We start from the raw sequence: 20,641 nt of genomic DNA on the forward strand, positions 1-20,641 counted from the left end.
CGTGCAACTCACCAAGTTGATTAACTCGCTTAAAGCTGTGACCTCTCGCCGACTGCGACAGCAGTTTCCGGATTTAACAGGGGCGTATCACAAGCCTGTTCTTTGGAGTCGCGCCTACTTCGTTTCCTCTTGTGGCGGCGCTCCCCTTGAAATCATCAAAGATTATATCAAGAACCAGCAGGGCTAACGCCCTGCACCGCATTCACCCCACACCTAGCTCGGAGTGGGTACCCTGCGGCAAGCAGGATGGTGCCCGGATCGTCCGCATTGATCGAACCCCGAATCCGTAATTGCTCTTGGTCGGTGTTCGCGGCATCAGACGAAATCTCGGCGGTGAAGGAACCATCTGAATTCGACTCTAACCGAGCGAATAACAGCGCGCTCGTAGGCGAGCTGATGGCGATTCTTCCGGACCCGCTAATAATGGCCGAACCATCAAGCGGCGCCTCACCCGGTTCTTGCGCTTGAGTGGTGTACCGATATTCGCCCGGTACGATGGGGGCGACAGCTTGTGAATCAGGTACCGGAAACGGGCCGTTTTCAAATAATACTGTCTCCTGCACCGGGGGCGCGGCATCATTGGGTGCAGACTCAAGTTCTGGGCTATCACCGCCGCCGCAGGCAACAAGCAGCAAGGGTAGCGGGGCCAACAGCCAGTGGCAGCTTCTTGACATCATAACTGGACTCCTTTGAACCCTTTAAGGGTTGTATGTACCGGTGTAGTCTGAAGTAATGGGTGCGCGACTCAACGCGGGCGTCTTACGCTTTATTAACGGGTGCGAGATTCTTATTCTGGAGCTCTCGCAGGTAGCTTTGGTAGTGGTTCATCCACGGTGTACCGGCTACTTGCTCCGCCTTACCTATTTTCGTTTTGATCACTTTTGCCCAATAGGGGGCCAAGGGCTTGAAAGCATCCGGATCTGGCCAGAACCGTAAGTTCACAGCAAACCTTTGCAGGTAGGTGCGACGCTCACGGGCTGGTAAACGGCGCACCGACTTTAACCATCCTGTTGCTGTCCATTCCATGTCTTCGGGGAAGCCGGTAACCTCGCACAATGTTGATCCATTGCCGAATAGTGCCCCGAATTTATAAAGCGTCTGGCGGGCGTCTGTTGCTGCCGGTACGCCTTTCTGGGTTGAGGCAACCATCAGCGCTCTGAAGAACTGCAATAGCTCTGTCTGGCTGATCCAGGGCGCAAAAACAAGGCTACCGCGTCGAAACGAAAGGGCCAGGTCCGTATGCCTCGCCCAGAAATACAGCGGACATACAGCGCGGACAGTTTTGCTGTTTATTCCTTGGTTTTTTATATCCTGAGCCAGTTGCTCGGGGGTTTTGATTAGCGGCTTTGCGTTCCCTGCACGGGCAACTGTCATTTCCTCACGAGGCTCAAGCATGAGCCAGCTGTGATTCTCTTTGTCCTGCGTCTGCGGATACGGAAAGCCGGTAAGTTCACATCGATGTCTTGCTTCCTTCGCGACCGGCGCCATCACCCTTTGAAAGTCAGCTCCCAGAGATTCCGGAAGCAGGGTTTTGGCCACAGCGGGCGAGAAGAGGCGAGGCGTTTTCATCACCACACTGCCCGGCATTTAATTCAGTACGTCTTGAACAGAGGCTGCAGCGTCTATACCGCTCATCGACTCGCCAATGGCGGCGACAAGAGGAATCAGGAGGACCAGGAGAACACCGCCGGCAATCAGCCAGGGTTGATGCTCCATAGGCTGACGGTCATTCTTAGCACTGATCGCCGAAATGATCCCGAAGCCGACCATCACAACACCTAATGCACCCAAAATAACAATAATGATCGGGATAATGGTGGCGAATTCTTGGCCGATATTGGTGAACCAGTCACTAAGAGCGGCATTCGCCGTGGCGGGCAACAGAAAGCTGCTAATCAAAACGGCGTATATCTGCAGTAGGCGCAGACCAAGGAGATTGGGCTCTATATTTGATTGAAGGTTTTTCATTGCATTTTTCTTCACGGATTTACCTGCTTTACAGTTGCTGGAGTTTATTAAAGTGGCGGTTTATAGATTCAGCTCGCTGCTGAACTGGTCGGCCTGGCCGGTGAAGCTTTCAAACACATCGTCGAGAACAAATTGGAACATCGTTAGCGCAGTGGCCACGAACAACCGGACGGTTCCCGCCTTAAAGAGCTCAAACCCGTCCGTGCTTGGATGACCGATGCGCGCGTAGGCGATCATGGCCCGCAGGCCGGTGATCCATCCAATGAATACCAGGAACGCCAGAATGGTCATGGTTAGCGCCTGCGTAGGGTCGCCATTGGCGGCCGCATCGGCGTATCGATACGCTCTTGGCATATTGCTTCCGGTCTGGTCATTGCCAAACAGGGATTGTGCGACGGCGGAAATAAGCGGGACCAGCAAGATAGTGAGCGGCCCAATCACCATGCGCATAGCCACGGAGGTCGAGGTCACTTTATTTGCGTGCTTCGGGTCGCGCATTTTCATCACGTCCCACACAGCTGAAGCTGAGATGAGCAACCCTATACCGGGGATGAAAATCATCAACAAAACGTCTTCAAAAACCTTCAGCTCTTGGCCGAAGTTAATGAAGTAGTCCATAAAGTTGCCAGTTCCACTTTGCAACTGGGTGAAAAGATTGTCTTCCATCGAATGTCCCGCCTGCTCTGTTTCGCGCTAACGCTTGCTGATCGCTCCGTGATCGGTCTTTACGAGATGTTGACTAGGGTCAATATCAAGCACCTGACCCATACCGGGTATTTCGCTCCCAACCGATACTGCATAGGACATACCGTCCATTCGGTAGACCACTGCTTTACTTCTGGTCATTCCACGCACAAACCATTCATCGCTGGGCTCATCCACTTTAGGTGTTCTGCGCTTCCGCTCAGGGTAACTGCCTGAATAAAACTTCGGATGCCCCACCGCCATCATGGTTTCTGCGCTCAACCATCCAGTAATTGGCAAACCGTGTTCTTGCTGCAAACGCTTAACAGCTTCACGAGTCTGTCCACCAAGCAGCCCATCAACCGGGCCTGGTCGATAACCGTTCTCCTTCAGAATGCTCTGTAAGTCGCGCACTTCGCTGGGGGTGTCCGGGACTATGTAAACGAAACCGGCACCATCACTGCCTTCGCTTTGATCCTTGTTTCGGGCAGATTGCGGCTTGTTGTCTTCTGTGCCCGGGGTTTTGGTGGCACTTTGTTTCTCCGCTATCTGTTTTTCAGCTACCTGTTTTTCAGGTTCTCCACCGTCTTTCTCGGATGCTTTGCTCTTGGTGTCCGACTTTTCTGTGGGAGTCGATTCGCCACTTTCCAGGGCTGCCAAGCGCATTTCTAGTAATTCAATTTCTGTTTTGATGTTGTTCTGGAACGTTGCCAGCTCGCTCTCTGTGTCCTCGATCCGTGTTGCGTTCTGCGCCACAATCGAGCTGATACCTGAGAACTCCGCCAGCCGATCTTCGATCTCACTCACGTAGCCCGGACGATCAAATTGGTTGCCAGGTTGACGCAGCATGTTTCCATCACCGTTACCGCCACCTTGCCCCTGGCCAGGATTGGGTGGCGCAACGGCTGTCCCACTACCCTGCTGTAGTTGTGACGCAGGGAACGCCTGAACATTCACGGGAGCCTGAGATGAACTGTTCGCTTGTGCTGGCGGCGATTGCGCTGGAGGTCGAGGTAACGCCCCTGAAGGCTGAGCTTGCGGCTGACCTGAAGACGAAGGGCTGGGCAGCACGAAAAAAGTTAGGCCGCCAGCGGTGATTACGCCTGCCAGCCCCAAACCAACCCATGATTTCCAGCCGATACCTTTTTTGGTTTCGGAGTCGTATTCGTCTCGATCGTGCCCGCCGCTCCCGGCTTGATCGGATTCGTCCACTCTTTGATCCGTGCTAAGCGTCGGTTCTTCGAACATCTGCAGTTCTTCGTCTGTTGCATCCGCAGTATCGTCACCCAGGCCGCTCAGATCATCGGCAAAGTTATCGGCGAATTCATCAGCGTGTTCCTCGATGTCACCGTCGTCATAGGCATTGTCAGGGATGGCGAATTCGTCCTCGTTTGATCGCGAAAACTCGTCGCCATGTTCGCCGATGAACTCGTCGTCTTTGTCTGCCATGTCCCAATCCTGTTGTTTAACGATTACGCACTAGGATACTTTGTGTGATAGTCATTTGTTCAGACGATGTTCCAAATCTGTGGTTTTCCAGGGGCTTCACCTCGCCAGGTTTAACGAAGCGGGTCAGCCAGACCCAGTGCTGCCCTTTTCTCAAGATCACGGCGGTCCCGGGTGATCTGTGAGTCAATTTCGCAAACGGTATTCTTGAACAAAACACCGGCTTCCTCGCCGGGATCCAGTGTTACCGTGATCGGCCGATTGATGTTGTCTCGGAAGCTTTCTTCGAACAGCCGTCCAAATTCACCCAGCATTGTCCAGACGACCTGTTTGGTGTCAGGCTCCCGATTGCTTGTTGCAACCGTTCCATCTGGCGTGACGATCTGACTCTCTTGGGCTCGATTCTCCGCAAGTATAGAAAATGCTGAGAGAATGGTGCCCAGCCCGAAACCGCCGTAACGGTAAATGATGTGGCGGTCGACATCAGAGGCCATTGCCCACAGTGTCGTTTCCGGATCAAGCACCCAGGCGCTAACGTCATGGGTCTGGCCGTCGGGATCAATCACGCGAGTGATCTTGAGTTTCATTCGTGCCCCGAGCTCATTCAACTCAAAGCTCCCCATCCCGATCCAGCCCCGTAGAGCGCCATCAAGGAAGGTCATGCGGACAGGTCCTCTGAAATCCGTATTCAAGGCAATATCGGTTTTCGCGTAACGGATCTCGCCGGCTTTAACTAAAGGTGCGCTGCATTGGCGGCCTCCGACGCCACCAGCACCAGCGCCAGTGCCGGCGCGCACACTTGCAGTTCCGTCTTCATTTCGAGCTACGCGTAGAAGTTTATCTCGACCGTCGCTATCGGATTGTCCAGCATCGAACCCGGCGCTGGCACTTTCCGGGGGCTCGTTAAAAATGGCAATCATCGCGTTGGCAGCCTCAAACCGGTGGCTGCGATATTCCCGATGAATGGATACAAGTTGTTCATGCCGACGTTCGGCCATTTGATCGAGTTTACGTTGTTCAGCTTTGGTAACGTTGTTCCGAGGCTCTGGTGTTTTCCTAGCTGAATCCCTGTCCGGATTCTCCGGTAATTCGGGTTGAGCTTGGACCAGTTCTACATCATCAGGGGTCGGTACCGGGATACGCCCCTCTGATTCCGCTTTCCGGTTGTACTCCTTCACCGCCGCTCTCGCTTCGGGGGTTAATCCATCGCTGGTTAAGTCGGGAGATACATTTTCTCTGTTGGCGTCTACGGATGTTTGTCCGGCACTAGCTCGCCGTTGTTGTTGCTGTTCCTCGGTCTGGTCCGGCCGCTGTGGCTCGCTAGAGAACAGAAGGTTCCAGGTATAAATGCCGATTACGATAAATACGATCATGGCAATGGTGGTTCCGATCAGGACGGGACGCCCCTCGCGACTAATCAGAAACTTGGCAGTGCTTTGCTCAGACATGCCTACTCCTTGAATGAAAGGTAAACGCGCCTGCCTTCTTCGTTGAGCGCCATAATGGGGTTAATTCTCGGCAATATGTAAATTCGCACATCGTCGCGTAATGACGTCACTGATCGAGTTCCCGCTTTAGGGGCCGGAGAGACGATCTTGTAGTTGGTCATCACATAAAGGTGCTTATTGTCTGATTCGTCAGCCCAGGCATCTACGTTGGAATCCGAAGTCTTGAGCCGCTTGAACCCTTCAGGGGTCACCTTGTATGCCAGCTTATTCAGGATCCGATCCAGATTGGGTGCGTCTTCAGGAATGGCAGTAGGGTTCAGACTAGTTGCTTGATTGCCGCCACCCCGTAGCAGCGGGTCCGTCTCAGGTGCATTCGGGCCACGCTCTGTAATCTTGATGTGCATGAGGGCGTGATATTCGGTATTGCGTCCGGTGACGGTCATAGTGACCGGCAACCCGAGCCCTTCCAAAAACACGCTGATGGATTTGCGACCGGCGCCGTTGTTGGCCATTAGCAATAGGGCATTATCGCTGCCCTCGACCTCTTCTACTCGCGCCAAGGAACTTGTATGACCTACATGACGGATGGGCCATGGCTGACCTGTAATGTCGGTGAACACGATCGATGTCGGGTAATCTGGTGTTACAAACACTTCAATGATTTGGTCTGCATTGCCTGATATCGACGTCAGATCGCGTATCGGTGAAACATCACGCAAGGGCTGATAGGTGGCATCCTGGTCTTCCAGTTGGCGCTGGCGTATCTTCATCTTTTCTTCCGGCGACAGCGGGAACAGCAGGTCCATGTCCGTTGGCAAGTTCTGGAGGTCAACATTGTCCGGAACCTCTGGATTGCTGTTCTGGTCCAGTTGGGTCTCCGCGTAACCCCAGTGGCCGCTCAGGCTAAAGAACACGGCAACGCCAATGCTTAATGTTCTGTTGAACATAGTCTGCACGCTTAATCCCTCCGTGTTTTGATGCTGTACTTGGCGAGCATAAGACCGCCGTCGTACTCCATGATGCTGGATCTAGCGATCCACGCAGTGAACAATATATTTTGATTTATTCGCCGCCGTGAACCGTCCCGCACCTCGCCAGAGTCATAAATCAAATCCATTGGTATCTCGACTACCCAGATCCTGCGACCTTTGTTGACGAATTCCTTGACGATGAGAGGTTCATTAACAATCGTTGCTCTAAGAATCAGAAACTCATCACGCACCTTTCCGAGTATCCCTGAGCTATCGATATCTTCCCGGAAGCGATCAAGAGTCACGGGCTGTGTAAAATCCAGGGCGTTCTGAAGCTGGCTGCGATAGTTGACGTAGTTGAAGTTAAACAAGTTAGGCACGTTTCTCCTGACCCAATCCATTAACACCTGCCTTGAGTCCACCGGGTCGCTGAGTAATGGCAGCGGTTGCACCCGGCCATCTTGTGTCAGTGCGAGCAGTTTGGGCTCTGGTCTAAAGGCGCTCTGAACAGAGTTCCAGCCCAGCGATATCATCAGAATGAACGCTAGGCCGAGAATCACCCGCCCTTTGAATCGCGATAACTTGCTCTCGGCAACGGTCAAGGCGGCCAAGGCTTCAATGCCGTGCAGCTGCGTTTTGCCCTTTTCGTTCGCTGCACCGTTTCGTGCCGCCTGGGCGCCGGGGGCTACTTGTCGACGCGCACCCTGACTTTGCGATGTCCTGTTTGGCGGGGGAGCCTTTCGGCTACTCCCGGCTTGCCCCTGGGGTCGCTGTTCAGTCGAATTGCTGGCCGCTTTTTGGGCAGGTCGATTGGTATTTTCACGAGGCGGCGTGCGCTTCGGTCGAATCTGATCCTGGGGTTCGGTCATGACGTGTTACATCCGGTGGTACCCAATAATTCAAATCATGGTACCCCAAAATATCGCTTCTCCATGAGGCTGTGTTACAAAACACGAAATTCCCCTCTTGGAAACATCGCGGCCGCTGCATCTGCCGAGGCATGGTAAATTAATGCACAAAGAAGCACTCACATAGCCATTAGTGGTTTGTAGTGTTTATTCATGGCAACGATGAGGTCTACATGCGTCTATCATTCCCACACTTGGGTATTTCCCGGCTGGCTCGCGCAGTCGCTGTCGCCGGCGTTCTGTTCTCCGGTTCATCGATGGCACAGGAGTCTGGCGCTATCACCTTGAGCAGTGAGGACCGCCAGGAGGCCATTAAAGCAATTCAAGGGACTCTGCCCTCCGTCGCTATTCTTGGGCAGAAGGCGGGGCCTTCGGACACCATTGAAGTTTTCATACAGGTGCCGGGCGTTTTGAATATGCAGTCTGTCTATGTCCTGTCTGATCGCACCTCTGTCATATCAGGTGTTGTCATTCCACCCATAGTGGGGAGTTACCCTGGCGGCCAACTGGAACTACCTGATGGCAATGCCAGTATCGATCCGCGAGCAAAGCGCTCTAATATGCAGGCCATGAACGATGTATTGGGCATTGATCAGTCTCACGCCAATCGCACACCTCAGCCGGCTTCGTCCGATACTGGGTCTCAAAACATACCTTCACCGCGGGCACCGACAGAAGCTGCCACCCCTTCCCCTGCCGCCAGTTCTAATACTCAGGGACAGGTGATAGGTGGTCAGGCAACAGCGCCTACAGGGGGCGCTGCGGTGCTAGCGCCATCGCATCAAATGCCTGCTTCGGGACAGCAAGTGACGGCTTCGCCGGCCACTGCTGAACTGCCATCAGTCGGTCAACAACCGACCGATGAACCACAGAGCGATTCGCTTGCGTCACAGGATTACCGTGAGCGGGTGATTTCGAGTCTTTCGGACGTGAGTAACAGTGGCGCATTTGGCGCGGCCGTTCGGGTGATGCTGGATAAGGATTCTGATATCAAGGAGCTTCGGGAGATCGGCGACGACCCGCAGCGACAACAATCCGTTTTCCTGGATGTCGTGAAAAGCCTGCCCGCAATTGTGCAGGGAGATTCTGAATACAAGATTTACGTAATGTTCGATCCGAATTGTTCAGTCTGCCATCGTTACTACACCCAGGTGGCGGCCGATGTGAGATCGGGGAGCCTGGAAATTCACTGGATTCCTTCGATTGTCTTCCCGGATAATCGCTCAAGCCTAACCGCCAGCGCGGCCCTGATTGCAGATCTCGACCGGGGCGGGGATGCGCTCGGCATGTTAGACAGTCTCATGACAGACCCGGGGTATGCACAACGCCTTGATAGCAGTGAGGGTATTGATAAGTTGGTGCCGTATCTGGATCCGGTGGTGAAGAATACCGCGCTGATGACGATTGCCCACCCGGCAACGCCGCTGGTGATCTTCGAGCACAAGGATAGTGGGTTGACGATTTCACCGGGCATTCCGAAGCCCGGTTATGTATCTTTAATCAAGGCAGCCCGCTCATAATCAACATATTGTGTTTTTCTTCCCGATGGCACCTATATGTAGGTTTCACCCCGAATTAACGGACCTCTATGTGCCCTGGGTATAATGAGTGCATTGAAGTTCAGTATCGAAGACGCCACGCGAGGGCCACAAACATGACCGAAATATCCTATAGCTGGACGTATTCGGATGCAGATGTTGAGAAGAAGCTGAGGGAGATTGACGCGTCCGTGAAGGCTCGCGAGAAGATCTCCAGGGAGGATTATCTGCATCTGATGTGGGTGCGCCTGGATCAGATCAAAATCGCTCAGATCGTTTGCCGGTTGGCTTACAAGCATCTGCTGTTCCATAAATTCTATGGCTTGACAGGGCTTTACGACGATCCGGAGCTGGTAGATCTCCAGCGAGACTTTGCCGACGGCGAGTCGGGACCCATTCTGGTGGATTACCTCAAGAGCGCGATTTATACCATTGAGCAAGGCGCAACGCGCCAGGACATGATCAAGGAATCCCGCAAGAATATCACCGGGGTGGAAGTGGCCGTCGATACCGCTGTATTCCTCTATGCCCCAATGCATAACCTTTGTTCTGGGCACTTCAACGCGCACACGCTCAAGGACTTTGAGTATCTGGAGCGCGTCGTCGCCCGAGGGCACTTCGCCCCCGCAATGGGAGATATCCCGGGTTTTGGAGTCGCTTGGTACGGCCCACGGGGTGCCTATGAAGCGTGGGGCCGGGTGATGGGTGACGTTGGGAAAGACGGCGTGCGCCGGAATCCCTTCAATTACAGAGGGGACCTTGGGCTTACGTCGGACCAGATGTGGATGATGCAGGTTATGACGAATGAGGAACGAGTTGAAATGAAGGTGCTGGCGGATCAGGACATGCCTCGGCCATACCCCTGGTGGTAAAGTACATTCATTCCGGGTGCGATCGCTTTGCCGCCCAGTCACAACAACGCCGGCCCTGTTAAGGTACCGGCGTTTTTTGTGGCCTTTTTGCGGAGGTTTGGTTTAGCTTGGTGAACTCACGTGGGCCTGGTCGTCGTGAGTGCCGTTTTCGGATTGGCCTTTGGTCTGGAGGGGATCCTGTTGCGCTGCCTCGTTGGCATGATGCAACCGGGTTTCCAGTAACGCTTGGGTCCCGGCAAACCCGAAGACCAATTTATCTTTTACCCCCTCGCCTTTGACCGATGCGTAATCCATTATTTTTTGCTGATGCGATTCAAGCCCGCTGTCCGGGTGAGCGCCCTGATCAAGCAGGCGGGACAGCACCTGTTTGCGATCTGAGGGTTGCAGTCCCTCGGTCTGGTCGCTGTTGAGCAGTCCGTTCACGTTGTCACGATAGGCGCGTGTGCTGCTCACTAGGGACTGCAGCCCGCCAGTGATGCGCTTACGGTCGCCCGGATTGGACGAGCGGGCGCGATTTTCAAAATCAGACGGAGATACCAGCGGAATCTGCCCTACCTCTTTGAGGTGCATCCCGGTTTCCACATCCTGCAAGCTGCTGCGAATCTTCTGCTTGTAGTCTGACACTATGCCCTCGGCATTCTGGGTCACCTGCTTAAAGGCTTGCTGGTTGCGCTCATTGATGCGATGGCTCAGAGACGAGACATCCATGTCTTTCGAGGCATTGGCTACCGCATCCGGGGTCAGCGGATTCGTGCGGAACTTTTGAAGACCCTTATTAATACTGCCCAGGGTTTTTTCTCCGAAGCGAGTCTCTGTTTTGGGCTTGTCATTCTGATCTTTCCAGTTGCTATGCGCGGTTTTGATCTTATCTATGCCGGCTTGAAACTTCGGCGTTACAGCCTGGACCGCGCTTCCGGCTTTTTCTGCTATCCATTCCATCAGCTTGACAAATGCTTCTGCCAGTTTGCTGATTGCCTTCCCCAGCCCCATCATAACGGCTGCGCCCGCAGTCATCGGACGCGGGTCGACCGTGTCTTTTTCCTGCTGCTCAACGGGGTCGGTGCTTGGCTTTGCGTCTGCTTCTGGCTTTGCGTCGGGGCTCTGGCCATTCAGATCGGCCTGTGCCTGGCGTTGGCGCATCGCACGCGTCATCTTCTGGCCCGTGGTTTCCTGGCGCAACATGGTAATGGATTGCCGGTGCTCCGCGGTGTGAGCAAGATGCACAGGTTTGCCGTCCGGGTTTTTGGCGAGGTGGCCGCTCTCCTGATCCCACATCACCGGTTGCGCCACGTGCGATCCACCGCCAGCCATGTAGATATCGGCATCGCCACCCATCATGGCAAGAGTGGCTTCTGCTTCCTCATCCTTTGGCTGGTACTGCTTGCTGTCCGGGTTGAAGCGCAACAGGTGTGCGTCCTGGCCGACCAACGCAGGTTCTGCTGCTGATGCCTCGCGAATTTTGGCGGCCTTCATGAGTGTCTGTGGGGTGTGTGCCGGGTTGAACACGCTGTCGTTCATCGGTGGTTCGCTGTGGTTTTTGACCTTGTGTTGCTCGGCACTCTCGGGCTTCTCCTGTTCCTCATCCGTGGTGGCGCCCTGCTCTGGCGCACCGGTTTGCGGTGCGCCATTTTCCGCATCCTCGGCTGCAACCTCTGATGCCGGCGCTTCGGGCTCTGGCGAGTCCTCATCGAGATCATTCTGATCCAGATCTTCCCTTGTCGGATTGGGGTCGTAGTCACTGATGTTACCGCCAAACAGGTTCAGAGCTTCAGGTTTCTGTTCGTCTGGCGTGTTGCGGGTATCATCACTCATTATTTGCCTCCGGTAACCGAGTCAATCAGTCCAATCGTTTATTTCGCGTATCACGATGCCCGGGAGCCAAACAAGTTGGCCGCGGAAATCACGTTGCGGTGCATTCGGGTATGCTCATTTCGTAACAACATTTCCGTTTTTGCGGGCGACAGCTGTGCCTCTGGGTCTCCGCTCTCATAGGCGCGAACCCCGCTTTCGTGCATGTTCTTATGCATGATCGGGTTGAGCCCGGCTGGGGCAATGCACTCTACTCGTTCATTTCGCAAGTCACTGACCATCAGTTGAAGCAGTGCAACATTGGCTTTGTTGGGGGGTAGATCAACCCATTCGTTGCTGATCCGGACTTCGTTCAGCCCCAGGTCCTGCCAGAGTGATTCATTTTTTCTGGTACTTAACTGATTGAAATGGCCGTGCAGGGTTACCTTATCCAGCACGCATTGCGCACCGAGGGTTTTCCCCAGGCCGGCAATGGTCTTCCTGAGATCGTGAATCTCAGTATCGGTAAGTTCGCGAGCTGGCGGACTCAAGACAAAGGTGATCGAGTCGGCAAGAGACTCATGGTATTCCAGGACCCGCTGAATACCAGCGAAGACCTCTGTCTGAGGTTTCAGGTAAGTCAACGGAATAGGCAGGTACAGACGCACGGGCGCATAGGTTTCCGGTGCTTTCCGCCAGCATGCGAACCAGGCTAAGGCTTCTTGGACGGCGTAAATTTCCAGTTTCCAGGCAATTGCGTTGTGACCGGCGATGTCGCGCAGCATGGATGGTGAAGCAGTTACACTGTCCTTCCGGGCGTCAAACTCCGGGGAATGAGGGTCGCCCAATAGCAGGTCAACCTCATCGATCTCAACTCTGATTCCCTCAATAAGTTTCGAGTCGTACTCATAAATAGGGTGAAAAGCGATCGGGACCTCGAAGTTCCCCATGGCGATTTCCAGAGCTCGGCCCATTCGGTTCCACTGTCGGCCTCGATTCTCTTCCATCAAGGCACCTTTGCGCTCGCTCCAATCCTCCATTACTTCTGAGCACCCCGGGATCAGATGCGACGTGCTGAGTTTCTGTGACTTCATATCTCGCAATTTGAGATCAAAAAGGGCGAAACTCAGGTCCTCAAGCATGGATTCCGGATTTAACAACCGGTACTCATCGACGGTCGCAAGGTAAGGGCGTGTTCGCCAGTGAATAGACGTTGTTTCGTTGTCCTGCTCAAACGTCACTTCCCCCATCATCTCAACCGACGTTTTCAAATGATCCGTTAATCGTTTTAGGTTCGCCGGCCGAAGATGTTTGGAGACGGAGATCGCCAGTCTTGCCCCCATCCACGTGCCGTCCAGTGTAATTGGCCGGGCTATTGTCGTTGCTTCCAGGTACTCAGCAATAGCGGCATTTACGTGCTGTTTGAAAGCCCCCAGAAAGACGGCTCCCAGCTGACTCTCCAGTGCGTTGAGCATCGGGAAGTCCAGCATCATCATGTGGGCATCCCCTTTGGAGAATACGACTTCATCCAGGGTGTCAAAAAGCGTGAATTTATTTTGGTATTCCTGCTGCATAATGTTTCCCGGTTCAGGCCAGCTGGGGTCCTGCATTGAAATCATCGGAGTCATGGTTGGTCATCATCTTACTGTTGTCTTCCGTAAGAGATTGGCGTCCTTGTGAGTGCTTGTTCGGGGCAGGCTGGCGCTCATCATTGTTAGCGACTTGCTCGCGCCCTGGTATTTTGCTCTGTTCGTTTCCATTGCTGCGCAGCGTCGTTGTCTGATTTCGCTGTGCAAGCTGTCCTTGATGGAACGCCTGGAAAACATCCTGGGCTGTGTGAAATCCGGCATTTTGTGAAATCCCCAGAACCCGGTCGAAAAACTTTCGGACACGACCAAATATGCTGCTGGGCTGCTCCTCTAGTCGAACATCCAGCTTCCCCTGAACCCACAGCTCATAAGCGTAAGCCTGTGCTTCCAGAGGGTTGTCCTTCACCATTTCGACAAGCTCGTATTTTCCGGTTGAGATCAGGGTGTTCACGAGACGCTGGTGCAAGGGTTCACCGGGCTGGAAGTCGGCATCAAGACGCGCCTGTTCCTGCTCGGTTAGTAGGTGTGATTGGGCGAAATGAAAGGCCTCGTGGTGGGCTGTGTTAAGCGGGGTGCCATACGCCAGATCAATCACTGCCCGCACACTCTGATCGGCGCTGTCGGAATTCCGGTACCGGCCGGCAACGGCGTTACCTTCACTATCGTGAAGTTCCTTGTGCCAGCCGACCCAGACGTCATGGCCGCACATCCGCGCGACTTCATCCATGATGCACTGGGAGAGGATGCATTGCTCACGTTCTGACACGCGAACAATCGAGGTCGTGTCATGGCTGTAAAGCATCGGCAGCTCGATCTCGCCCAGATGCTCGTGCATCACCTGCTGCGGTCTTGTTTCCAGCGTCTCGAACAGCTTGTTGAAAGTTTTTGTGGCTGCTTTGAGTTCATCGCCGCTGGGATACAGAGGCATCAGATCACTGATTTGCCGATTCACGCTGCCAATCGCCGTTTCGCGGGTGCGCCAGGCGCGGCGCTGATCGTCAGTCGCGTTGGCTGGCAGCGCAAGGGGTTCCGGTCGATCCGCTTCAAGCTCCAGGCGTCGATCTTCCACATCAGTCCCCCAGGCGCGCAGCTTGTCCGGGCGTACCAGAAAGTCATTGCGGAACTCCGAATCACTGTCTTTAAGGGTCGCATCCACGTAGGTTTCAAACGCCCGCGCAAACATCTCTTTAATCGATGCCCAGTAAGGCTCCGACTGGGTGCCGCGGCTGCCTTTGCGGTTATCGGCGTTCACTGCACCCTGGAAGTAATAGGAGGTTCTTCGGTTGCCGTCGTCGGGCTGCACCGGCGCATATCTCAAGGATTTGAGTACGAAAGCAATCGCGTCCGTCACCCCCTGTCGCAACTGTCCGCCTTCGAACTGTGATTGTCTGCGATTAATCTGTCGATCAAGGGTGTCGGTGATGTCACCCGGGCTCCGAGACCCCTGCACCCCACGAGACAGCCGGAACAGGTAGTTGGCCAGTGCATGCCCGAACTCGTGTGCCATGGACCCGGCGCCTTTCATGCGAGTTAGGTTGATGGCGTTGTTGCTCGGTTCGAAATGTGCCAGAGCTGCATTGCGCCCCCCTTTGCCGCGTGACCCAAACGCCAGGCCGAGTGTGCCGCCAAGACTCATGGCCTGTGGTGGAACATTCATGACGTTAGCCAAGTCCAGAAATCCGTCGTAGGCTTCGTTCAGGTAGGTTTCACGGTCCTTCTGGGTCATGCTCTTGCCGTACTCGATGCCTGAAAAGCCAAATGTGGCAATCATCGTCTGCTCAGTCACATTCGTGTCGCTTCGGTAATCTTGTGCGCCTTTGCGGACCAGCTGGCCCAGCATCGGCATGGCGCCGACCTGTGGTTGATCGTCATCGTCCACCGACCGCCTGCCGGTTCCCTGGGTGTCTTTGATGTCCCAGTGCGTGTTCTTTTTACTGCGCCGCGTTGCACTCATGATCGTACCGCCAAAGGCCATCATGTGGTGGTAATATCGCTGGCCATTTCGACCGGCCAGTAATTCCTCCGGACAGCCCTGCTCATCGCACTCCTTTTGCATGGTGGTCACCAGCTTTTCAAGCCGACCATCAGGTTTAAGGGCGGTGTGCAGTTCCTCTTCCGTGCGAATGTCCTGAAACGCATCCCGGATGCCCAGCACATAGCGTGTATAAATAAGATTCAACGCTGAGATGTTTGCGGGTGGCTTCATCGGCGTGTTCTTGCGCAATTCATCGAAGAATGCTGCAACGACGGGTTCCATCGGGCGCTCGCCGCTATTGCGGTCTTCCTCACTCGGAGATCGGAGAGTCACCCAGTCCGGCGTGTCCCACAGTTTGGTTTTGGTGACAAACTTGAGCTGATCTTCCTTGTCAGCAGAGGCAATGTTGCTGATGATGGTTGAGGCTTTTCCTCGCAGGTCTTTAATGGCCAGTCCGGCAACCTGACCCCGATCCTGCCGGGCGCCTCGCCTGGCAGGTTTCGTTTCGGTATCAGTACCTTTTGTGCCCAACTTCTCGTTGGCTCGCAGTTCGCTCAGGTAGCGCAGTGCTTCCGGGCGCAACACGGTTGCCAAATCAAACGTTGCGAAGTGCCAGCCCTTCACCGCGCGACGGTCGTAATTCTTTATCTCCAGCACCTTTCGCTCAACGGCATCGGCCCGATCGCCCTCTGAATTAAGCAGATCTTCACGCGTAATCGTCCGCATGTGATACCGAACCTGGCGCGACGAAGTCTTCGCCCCCACCAGCACCATTTCCGAGTCCGATTGTTTGATCAGTCTTTCAAGAATATCTTCGGCAACTCTGGTCGGGTTCGCTAGCTTCTTGAGCGGTTTGAAATCGGTGATCCAAAGTTTGATGGCTTCCAATACCTGCTCACGTTTCGCATCCCGGTTTCTCCAGCCTGGAATCATCGTAAACAATGATTGCCTGGCGAGGTCCAGAGCATCGGTCACTGTTTCCCGGGGCGTGTAGCCCAGAGTTTCCTGCGGTACCTCTGCCGACGCCCGAGCTGTCTCAACTCGACTCAGCCCGATGCGGCTCGATACGGGGTGCGCATCCAGATACCCGAAGTCCTCAAGCCCAATCACTGTTGGCTTAAGGGCGGATAGACTTTCTTCGGTGATTACCTGATTGTCCCGTGTCAGCGCCTCCCCTGTTTGAATAGGTGCCATCGCATTGAGGTCAACGAGACGACCCAGGCTTTCATGCCGGGAAGAACCGCCATTATCATCATCCTGGTTAAATAGATTGGGTGTATGCAGGCCGACCTTATCGCCAAGCAGGTATTTGTTGCGCAGTTGGCTGGACTCCGCCAAAACTAGAATTTGAAACGGCTCCGTCTCTCCCTCGCGGGTCAGTAGCCCTGTCGTAATCATGCCTCGGGGCAGAGGCCGAACGCGCCCCTGCAGTGAGAGCCTTTCAATAGCTTCTTGCGGTAGGTTCTCCATGACGCGATGGGTATGAGCGCCATCGATGGAAACGCCATTCATCTGAGCCATTTGTCCAAGCCAGTGGATATGTTCGGACAAATCGATGTTCAGGGCCGCTAACCCCTCGGCACGGCCGGTGTATGGCAGTCCCTGAGACTTCATCTCATCCAGTACGACGAAAATCGGATGGCGAGTCTTCCAAATCGTCTCCAGCGACCGGTTGGACAGATCCGCCAGCGACTTTAGCAACTGCTCATTCCGTGATACGACTTCCGTGAACCTTTCACCGGTGCCGTTAACAAAGTCATGTGCATCCTGGTGGCGCGTAAACACGAGGCCTTGCAGGTGTTCGGACAGCTTCTCCTGAGTTTCCTCGCGCAGCATGTGATCCAAGGTCTTCAGGTGGGTCTCGTAATTGCTGTCATCGGACGACGCAACGGTCTCTTTAACGTCTTGGAAATATTTTCGCAGTGTTGATTGAAATATATGGTCCCCCATGGAGAAGGACATCTGGCTCAGGTGCAGTGAGGACGACCGATAAAAAGAGGCCGTGCTTCGAAGCATCGGAACCAGTCCTCCGGACGGATCATGCAGCTTGGGAGCCTCGTTCTCTGACCAATCCTCCAGCGCTGCTTCGATTTTCCCGACAACAAGCGGGTGAATCCCCACTCGGCAGAACTCGAAGCGCTCCAGCCGCGATGCAATCTCCGGGCTCATCGCCAAATCCACGTCAGTGATCACCGGTGCCTGTGCCGGAAAGACCGCCACCGGGCTGCGACGCCCGTCAGGTGTTTCCGGCTGGGCGCGGTTGAACCACTCCAGAGATGTATCGCGCACCACTATTTCCGCATCATCGCGAGCGCGCTCGGATTGGTCGCGCGTGGGTCGGTACACAATGATGTCATCAAGAGTCCGCCACGATATAACGGCGTCCTTGGCCTGATTAGGCTGCATCATCAGCGGGTGATTGCCCATGATGAGACCCAGCCGCATCGCCATGGCCACCTGCGCTTTATTGGCCTCGGACAGAATGTCACCCGGCTTTCTATTCGCCATGGCCAGATTCGGCAGGTCCGTCAGTGTGACGGGTGCCTGCGGTTTCTTGTCTGTCTCGACTGACGCTGCGGGTTCCGGGGTTGGTTCCGGCTCGTCTTGCGTCTCCGGCTTCTCGTTGAAACCAACCACGCTCTCCAGTGCAATACGCTCACGCCGGGGAAACAGGAAGCCAATCTCTGTGGTCGGCTCAGCGCCTTTCAGGCGCACAACCCACAGCGATGTTTCGCTGTCATCATGGCCAACGACAAAGCCCGCCACGGTCTCGACGGGTGTGTTCCACTGAATTCTCTGCCCGATCCCCGGCCGCGGATCACTGCTGTATTGATAGAGCGGGTCGATTTCTAAGGTCGCCGGTGGTGTTTCACCGCGAACCTCGGCCAGTTGCTCATGAAAAGCTTGAAGGTCCTCCGGCCAATCGGCGATTTGAGGTCCGTAGCTGGCGGTACCACGATAAAGCCCCATCGCGAGTACCGGTTCAGTCAATGGAGTGATCTCCCCCTCCATTGCCTGTCCTACCAGCACTTGCAGGCGAACCATATTTTCAAGTCGCTCGGACTCGATCGCGCGCAGTGTGGTGGTAGACAACTCATCCTCACGACCAGCCAGACTGTCCTCAATCTCATCTTTCAAAAGCCGAGGTTGATGCTTCCAATACCAGCGCACGCCCGCCTGAACCTCCAGAGGGATGTTGGGCTTGAACGTGTCCTGCGGTGTCACGGTGATAACCTGGTCGGGCATCAGTCCGTCCGCCTGACAATCAAAGGCAGAGCACAGTTGAGAAACGAGTCTGGGAGTCGGGTAACCGGGATAGAAATACCGGCCACTGGAGCCTTCACGGAATCCCATTGCCAGCAAAAAGTCCCGCTGAGCTGACGACAATGCACCTGGCGACTCTTCCTTCACCATGGCCAACCACTGATGCCTGTTCAACAGCGCCGCCACGGAAATATCCTGCTGTTCAACCCGCGGCCACAGCCCCGGCGCCTTGGAGGTATCTACCGTTCGATCCAATGTTATCTGGTTTTCCGGTTTGCTGATCATTTCAGCCATCTATGCCACCAATTCACCAACGGGTGATTTATTTATCGTATAGGGTTTTCTAGTTTGAATTACATACAGTATAACCGAGGTGTCCGGCAATATTCTGATCAGGGGTTTACCTAATGACACCATTACACGCTGAATACGGTGAATTTGGACAGAAGGTCGCGCCCTACTGAGACAAACCGAGGTCTGTAACCTGCGCTTCAATCCAGGCGGCCCAGGCTTTTGCACGGACGGGATCTGGGTTAGCCGAAGGTGTATTGAACGCTTGCGTTCCTGCCAAAATGGACTGCGCGTGAACGATGCTCCGGTATTGTTCTTCTGGGAGCAGGGTTTTAGCCGCCTGGTAGAGCCCTTGATAGGCGTCCGACACCATCTGTCGCTGGACACCCGTTGACTGATCCTTGAGCCAGGGTATTAGCCATGTCATGTAATCTGCCCTGGGATGGTTCAGCGAATCCATCAGCCGATAACGCTGCCATGGGTGACTGATAACCTCTGGCGAATGACACCCGGCCCGGGGGGCTCCCTGATACCGGTTCGCCATCGTCATACCGAACTCATCAGCCAGCGACTCCTGCTGGAGACTGTGCAGGATGCGATTATCCATAGCGCCGGCAAAGTGATCATTCGGTGTCAGGCCATCGTCAGGCCTGCTATCGAAATCCATCGGGATAGTGCTTGCAGCGCATGACCTTGATGGGCCAGTCCCGGATGCATCCAGTTCTTGCTTTATCGTCTTCCCTGCAACGCTCATGTTGCAGTGAGCCGCTTCATGCCAAAATTCAACAGAGCGGCCATGTGTTTTCAGAAAACGTCCTACACTTGGTGCGATCGATTGGTTTGCCAGGCGCATTTCGGCAAACGGTTCCAAAGGCGTTTCTTCGAGCGCGATCACACAGGCTTGGTTCCCTTTGATCGCAAATGACCGTTGCTGGCGGTCGATGCCAGTGATCGCTCCAAAATTCAGTGTTTCGTGAGCCAGGTCCGGGTCGATCCTGAGCATTTCATCCAATGAGCGGTTCCCCGCCCTGCCCTGCATGCTAAACAGGTTTATGTCTGCCTTCTGCATCCTATGAACCAGATGCTGTGTCACATGGTGCGCCTGAAGTGCTTTTATGCTCTCAGCACTCCCGGGTAACTCATCCAACGATAACGACTTACTTACCACAAACACGGGCGTTTGCATTTCAGCGCTGGCGGATAACGACAAGCAAGCCTCAATATCCGTGAACTCTTCAATCGGCAGATCAGCCCCGTTGCTCGACAAAGCCGCAAACCCATCCTTTATCATTGTCTCTGACCAATCATTCACGTACTGAGTCACAGTAGAATCTGACCTGCACAGCGTGATCCATTGGACAACATGATCAACAGGGTCGGTAGCCGTTAGATCATTTGCATTGCCCTTGGGTGCTGCTGCAATGGCTAATACGGTCGCTGTGAAGACAAGAAAGGACCGGCCAAGCCGTGTGGAACGTCTGCACGTTAGGGGGTCGTAGGCAGTGTCGGGCATCGTTTATTCTTTCCAGGTTGACGGTAAATTTACCTTACCACCGTTCAACGGAAGCCTTGCTTTACGTGTTCAGTTTTGAACATCATCTGAAAGATCCCCGGCTGGAGGTCGTATACTTGCGACCATTGTTTCGCCACCATCCTGCTTGCCGCAGGGTACCCACTCCGAGCTAGGTGTGGGGTGAATGCGGTGCAGGGCGTTAGCCCTGCTGGTTCTTGATATAATCTTTGATGATTTCAAGGGGAGCGCCGCCACAAGAGGAAACGAAGTAGGCGCGACTCCAAAGAACAGGCTTGTGATACGCCCCTGTTAAATCCGGAAACTGCTGTCGCAGTCGGCGAGAGGTCACAGCTTTAAGCGAGTTAATCAACTTGGTGAGTTGCACG

General features: G+C 54.5%; 16 protein-coding genes. 3 read left to right on the plus strand and 13 right to left on the minus strand.

The annotated features are described in order from the left end of the window. Positions 1-187: IS200/IS605 family transposase (gene tnpA, locus A3OI_RS0114115; protein WP_018404902.1), on the plus strand; the 187-nt coding region annotated here is incomplete at its 5' end. On the opposite strand, the gene A3OI_RS0114120 is transcribed toward tnpA (A3OI_RS0114115), so the two are convergent. From A3OI_RS0114120 to A3OI_RS0114155, 8 genes are all read right to left on the minus strand, one after another. Beyond that, a complete protein-coding gene (locus tag A3OI_RS0114120) occupies positions 168-677 on the minus strand; it encodes a hypothetical protein (RefSeq protein WP_018404903.1) in 510 nt (169 codons plus the stop codon). The two genes, tnpA (A3OI_RS0114115) and A3OI_RS0114120, sit on opposite strands and share 20 nt — an antisense overlap. A gap of 82 nt (positions 678-759) precedes the next feature. Further along, positions 760-1,569 (minus strand): hypothetical protein, encoded by an 810-nt coding sequence (locus A3OI_RS0114125; RefSeq protein ID WP_155903137.1) that lies wholly within the window; start codon positions 1,567-1,569, stop codon positions 760-762. Positions 1,570-1,587: 18 nt separating this feature from the next. Further along, positions 1,588-1,983: a hypothetical protein gene (locus tag A3OI_RS0114130; RefSeq protein WP_228702991.1), complete on the minus strand. Its 396-nt coding sequence runs from the start codon at positions 1,981-1,983 to the stop codon at positions 1,588-1,590. Between the two features lie 45 nt (positions 1,984-2,028). Beyond that, a complete protein-coding gene (locus A3OI_RS0114135; RefSeq protein WP_018404906.1) occupies positions 2,029-2,634 on the minus strand; it encodes a hypothetical protein in 606 nt (201 codons plus the stop codon). 27 nt (positions 2,635-2,661) lie between these two features. Further along, entirely contained in the window at positions 2,662-4,101 is a 1,440-nt protein-coding gene (locus A3OI_RS21230) for a peptidoglycan-binding domain-containing protein (protein ID WP_018404907.1), read from the minus strand. Positions 4,102-4,211: 110 nt separating this feature from the next. Then, positions 4,212-5,546 (minus strand): DotG/IcmE/VirB10 family protein, encoded by a 1,335-nt coding sequence (locus tag A3OI_RS0114145; protein WP_018404908.1) that lies wholly within the window; start codon positions 5,544-5,546, stop codon positions 4,212-4,214. Between the two features lie 2 nt (positions 5,547-5,548). Beyond that, complete coding sequence (locus A3OI_RS0114150) at positions 5,549-6,493, minus strand: DotH/IcmK family type IV secretion protein (RefSeq protein ID WP_018404909.1); 945 nt, start codon at positions 6,491-6,493, stop codon at positions 5,549-5,551. Between the two features lie 11 nt (positions 6,494-6,504). Further along, on the minus strand, positions 6,505-7,386 hold the full coding sequence (locus A3OI_RS0114155; protein ID WP_018404910.1) for a DotI/IcmL family type IV secretion protein: 882 nt from the start codon (positions 7,384-7,386) through the stop codon (positions 6,505-6,507). Positions 7,387-7,682: 296 nt separating this feature from the next. Between A3OI_RS0114155 and A3OI_RS0114160 the strand changes: the two genes are divergently transcribed. Both A3OI_RS0114160 and A3OI_RS0114165 read left to right on the plus strand, forming a co-directional pair. Then, on the plus strand, positions 7,683-8,945 hold the full coding sequence (locus A3OI_RS0114160; protein ID WP_155903139.1) for a hypothetical protein: 1,263 nt from the start codon (positions 7,683-7,685) through the stop codon (positions 8,943-8,945). A gap of 134 nt (positions 8,946-9,079) precedes the next feature. Next, positions 9,080-9,835, plus strand: coding sequence for a hypothetical protein (locus tag A3OI_RS0114165; RefSeq protein ID WP_018404912.1), 756 nt, complete (start codon positions 9,080-9,082; stop codon positions 9,833-9,835). A 102-nt stretch (positions 9,836-9,937) separates the two neighbouring features. Here A3OI_RS0114165 and A3OI_RS0114170 read toward each other — a convergent pair whose 3' ends face one another. The 5 genes from A3OI_RS0114170 to tnpA (A3OI_RS0114195) form a co-directional block, all read right to left on the minus strand. Next, positions 9,938-11,647 carry a hypothetical protein gene (locus A3OI_RS0114170; protein ID WP_018404913.1) on the minus strand — a complete coding sequence of 570 codons (1,710 nt, stop codon included), beginning with the start codon at positions 11,645-11,647 and terminating at the stop codon, positions 9,938-9,940. 50 nt (positions 11,648-11,697) lie between these two features. Beyond that, positions 11,698-13,197 (minus strand): hypothetical protein, encoded by a 1,500-nt coding sequence (locus tag A3OI_RS0114175; protein WP_018404914.1) that lies wholly within the window; start codon positions 13,195-13,197, stop codon positions 11,698-11,700. 13 nt (positions 13,198-13,210) lie between these two features. Further along, the gene (locus A3OI_RS0114180) at positions 13,211-18,745 is read right to left on the minus strand and encodes an LPD1 domain-containing protein (RefSeq protein ID WP_018404915.1); all 5,535 of its coding nucleotides are present in this window, start codon (positions 18,743-18,745) and stop codon (positions 13,211-13,213) included. A gap of 163 nt (positions 18,746-18,908) precedes the next feature. Next, a complete protein-coding gene (locus A3OI_RS0114185; RefSeq protein ID WP_155903141.1) occupies positions 18,909-20,066 on the minus strand; it encodes a hypothetical protein in 1,158 nt (385 codons plus the stop codon). Positions 20,067-20,454: 388 nt separating this feature from the next. Next, the coding region (tnpA, locus tag A3OI_RS0114195) for an IS200/IS605 family transposase (RefSeq protein WP_018404902.1) at positions 20,455-20,641 on the minus strand (187 nt) is incomplete at its 5' end.

This window comes from Marinobacter gelidimuriae, assembly GCF_000372805.1.
GTDB classification, from domain to species: domain Bacteria; phylum Pseudomonadota; class Gammaproteobacteria; order Pseudomonadales; family Oleiphilaceae; genus Marinobacter; species Marinobacter gelidimuriae.

Bases quoted from the DNA above. Each gene is read 5' to 3' on its own strand.
- A3OI_RS0114120 (WP_018404903.1), bottom strand. From the start codon at position 677: ATGATGTCAAGAAGCTGCCACTGGCTGTTGGCCCCGCTACCCTTGCTG.
- A3OI_RS0114125 (WP_155903137.1), bottom strand. From the start codon at position 1,569: ATGAAAACGCCTCGCCTCTTCTCGCCCGCTGTGGCCAAAACCCTGCTT.
- A3OI_RS0114135 (WP_018404906.1), bottom strand. From the start codon at position 2,634: ATGGAAGACAATCTTTTCACCCAGTTGCAAAGTGGAACTGGCAACTTT.
- A3OI_RS21230 (WP_018404907.1), bottom strand. From the start codon at position 4,101: ATGGCAGACAAAGACGACGAGTTCATCGGCGAACATGGCGACGAGTTT.
- A3OI_RS0114145 (WP_018404908.1), bottom strand. From the start codon at position 5,546: ATGTCTGAGCAAAGCACTGCCAAGTTTCTGATTAGTCGCGAGGGGCGT.
- A3OI_RS0114150 (WP_018404909.1), bottom strand. From the start codon at position 6,493: ATGTTCAACAGAACATTAAGCATTGGCGTTGCCGTGTTCTTTAGCCTG.
- A3OI_RS0114155 (WP_018404910.1), bottom strand. From the start codon at position 7,386: ATGACCGAACCCCAGGATCAGATTCGACCGAAGCGCACGCCGCCTCGT.
- A3OI_RS0114160 (WP_155903139.1), top strand. From the start codon at position 7,683: ATGGCACAGGAGTCTGGCGCTATCACCTTGAGCAGTGAGGACCGCCAG.
- A3OI_RS0114165 (WP_018404912.1), top strand. From the start codon at position 9,080: ATGACCGAAATATCCTATAGCTGGACGTATTCGGATGCAGATGTTGAG.
- A3OI_RS0114170 (WP_018404913.1), bottom strand. From the start codon at position 11,647: ATGAGTGATGATACCCGCAACACGCCAGACGAACAGAAACCTGAAGCT.
- A3OI_RS0114175 (WP_018404914.1), bottom strand. From the start codon at position 13,197: ATGCAGCAGGAATACCAAAATAAATTCACGCTTTTTGACACCCTGGAT.
- A3OI_RS0114180 (WP_018404915.1), bottom strand. From the start codon at position 18,745: ATGGCTGAAATGATCAGCAAACCGGAAAACCAGATAACATTGGATCGA.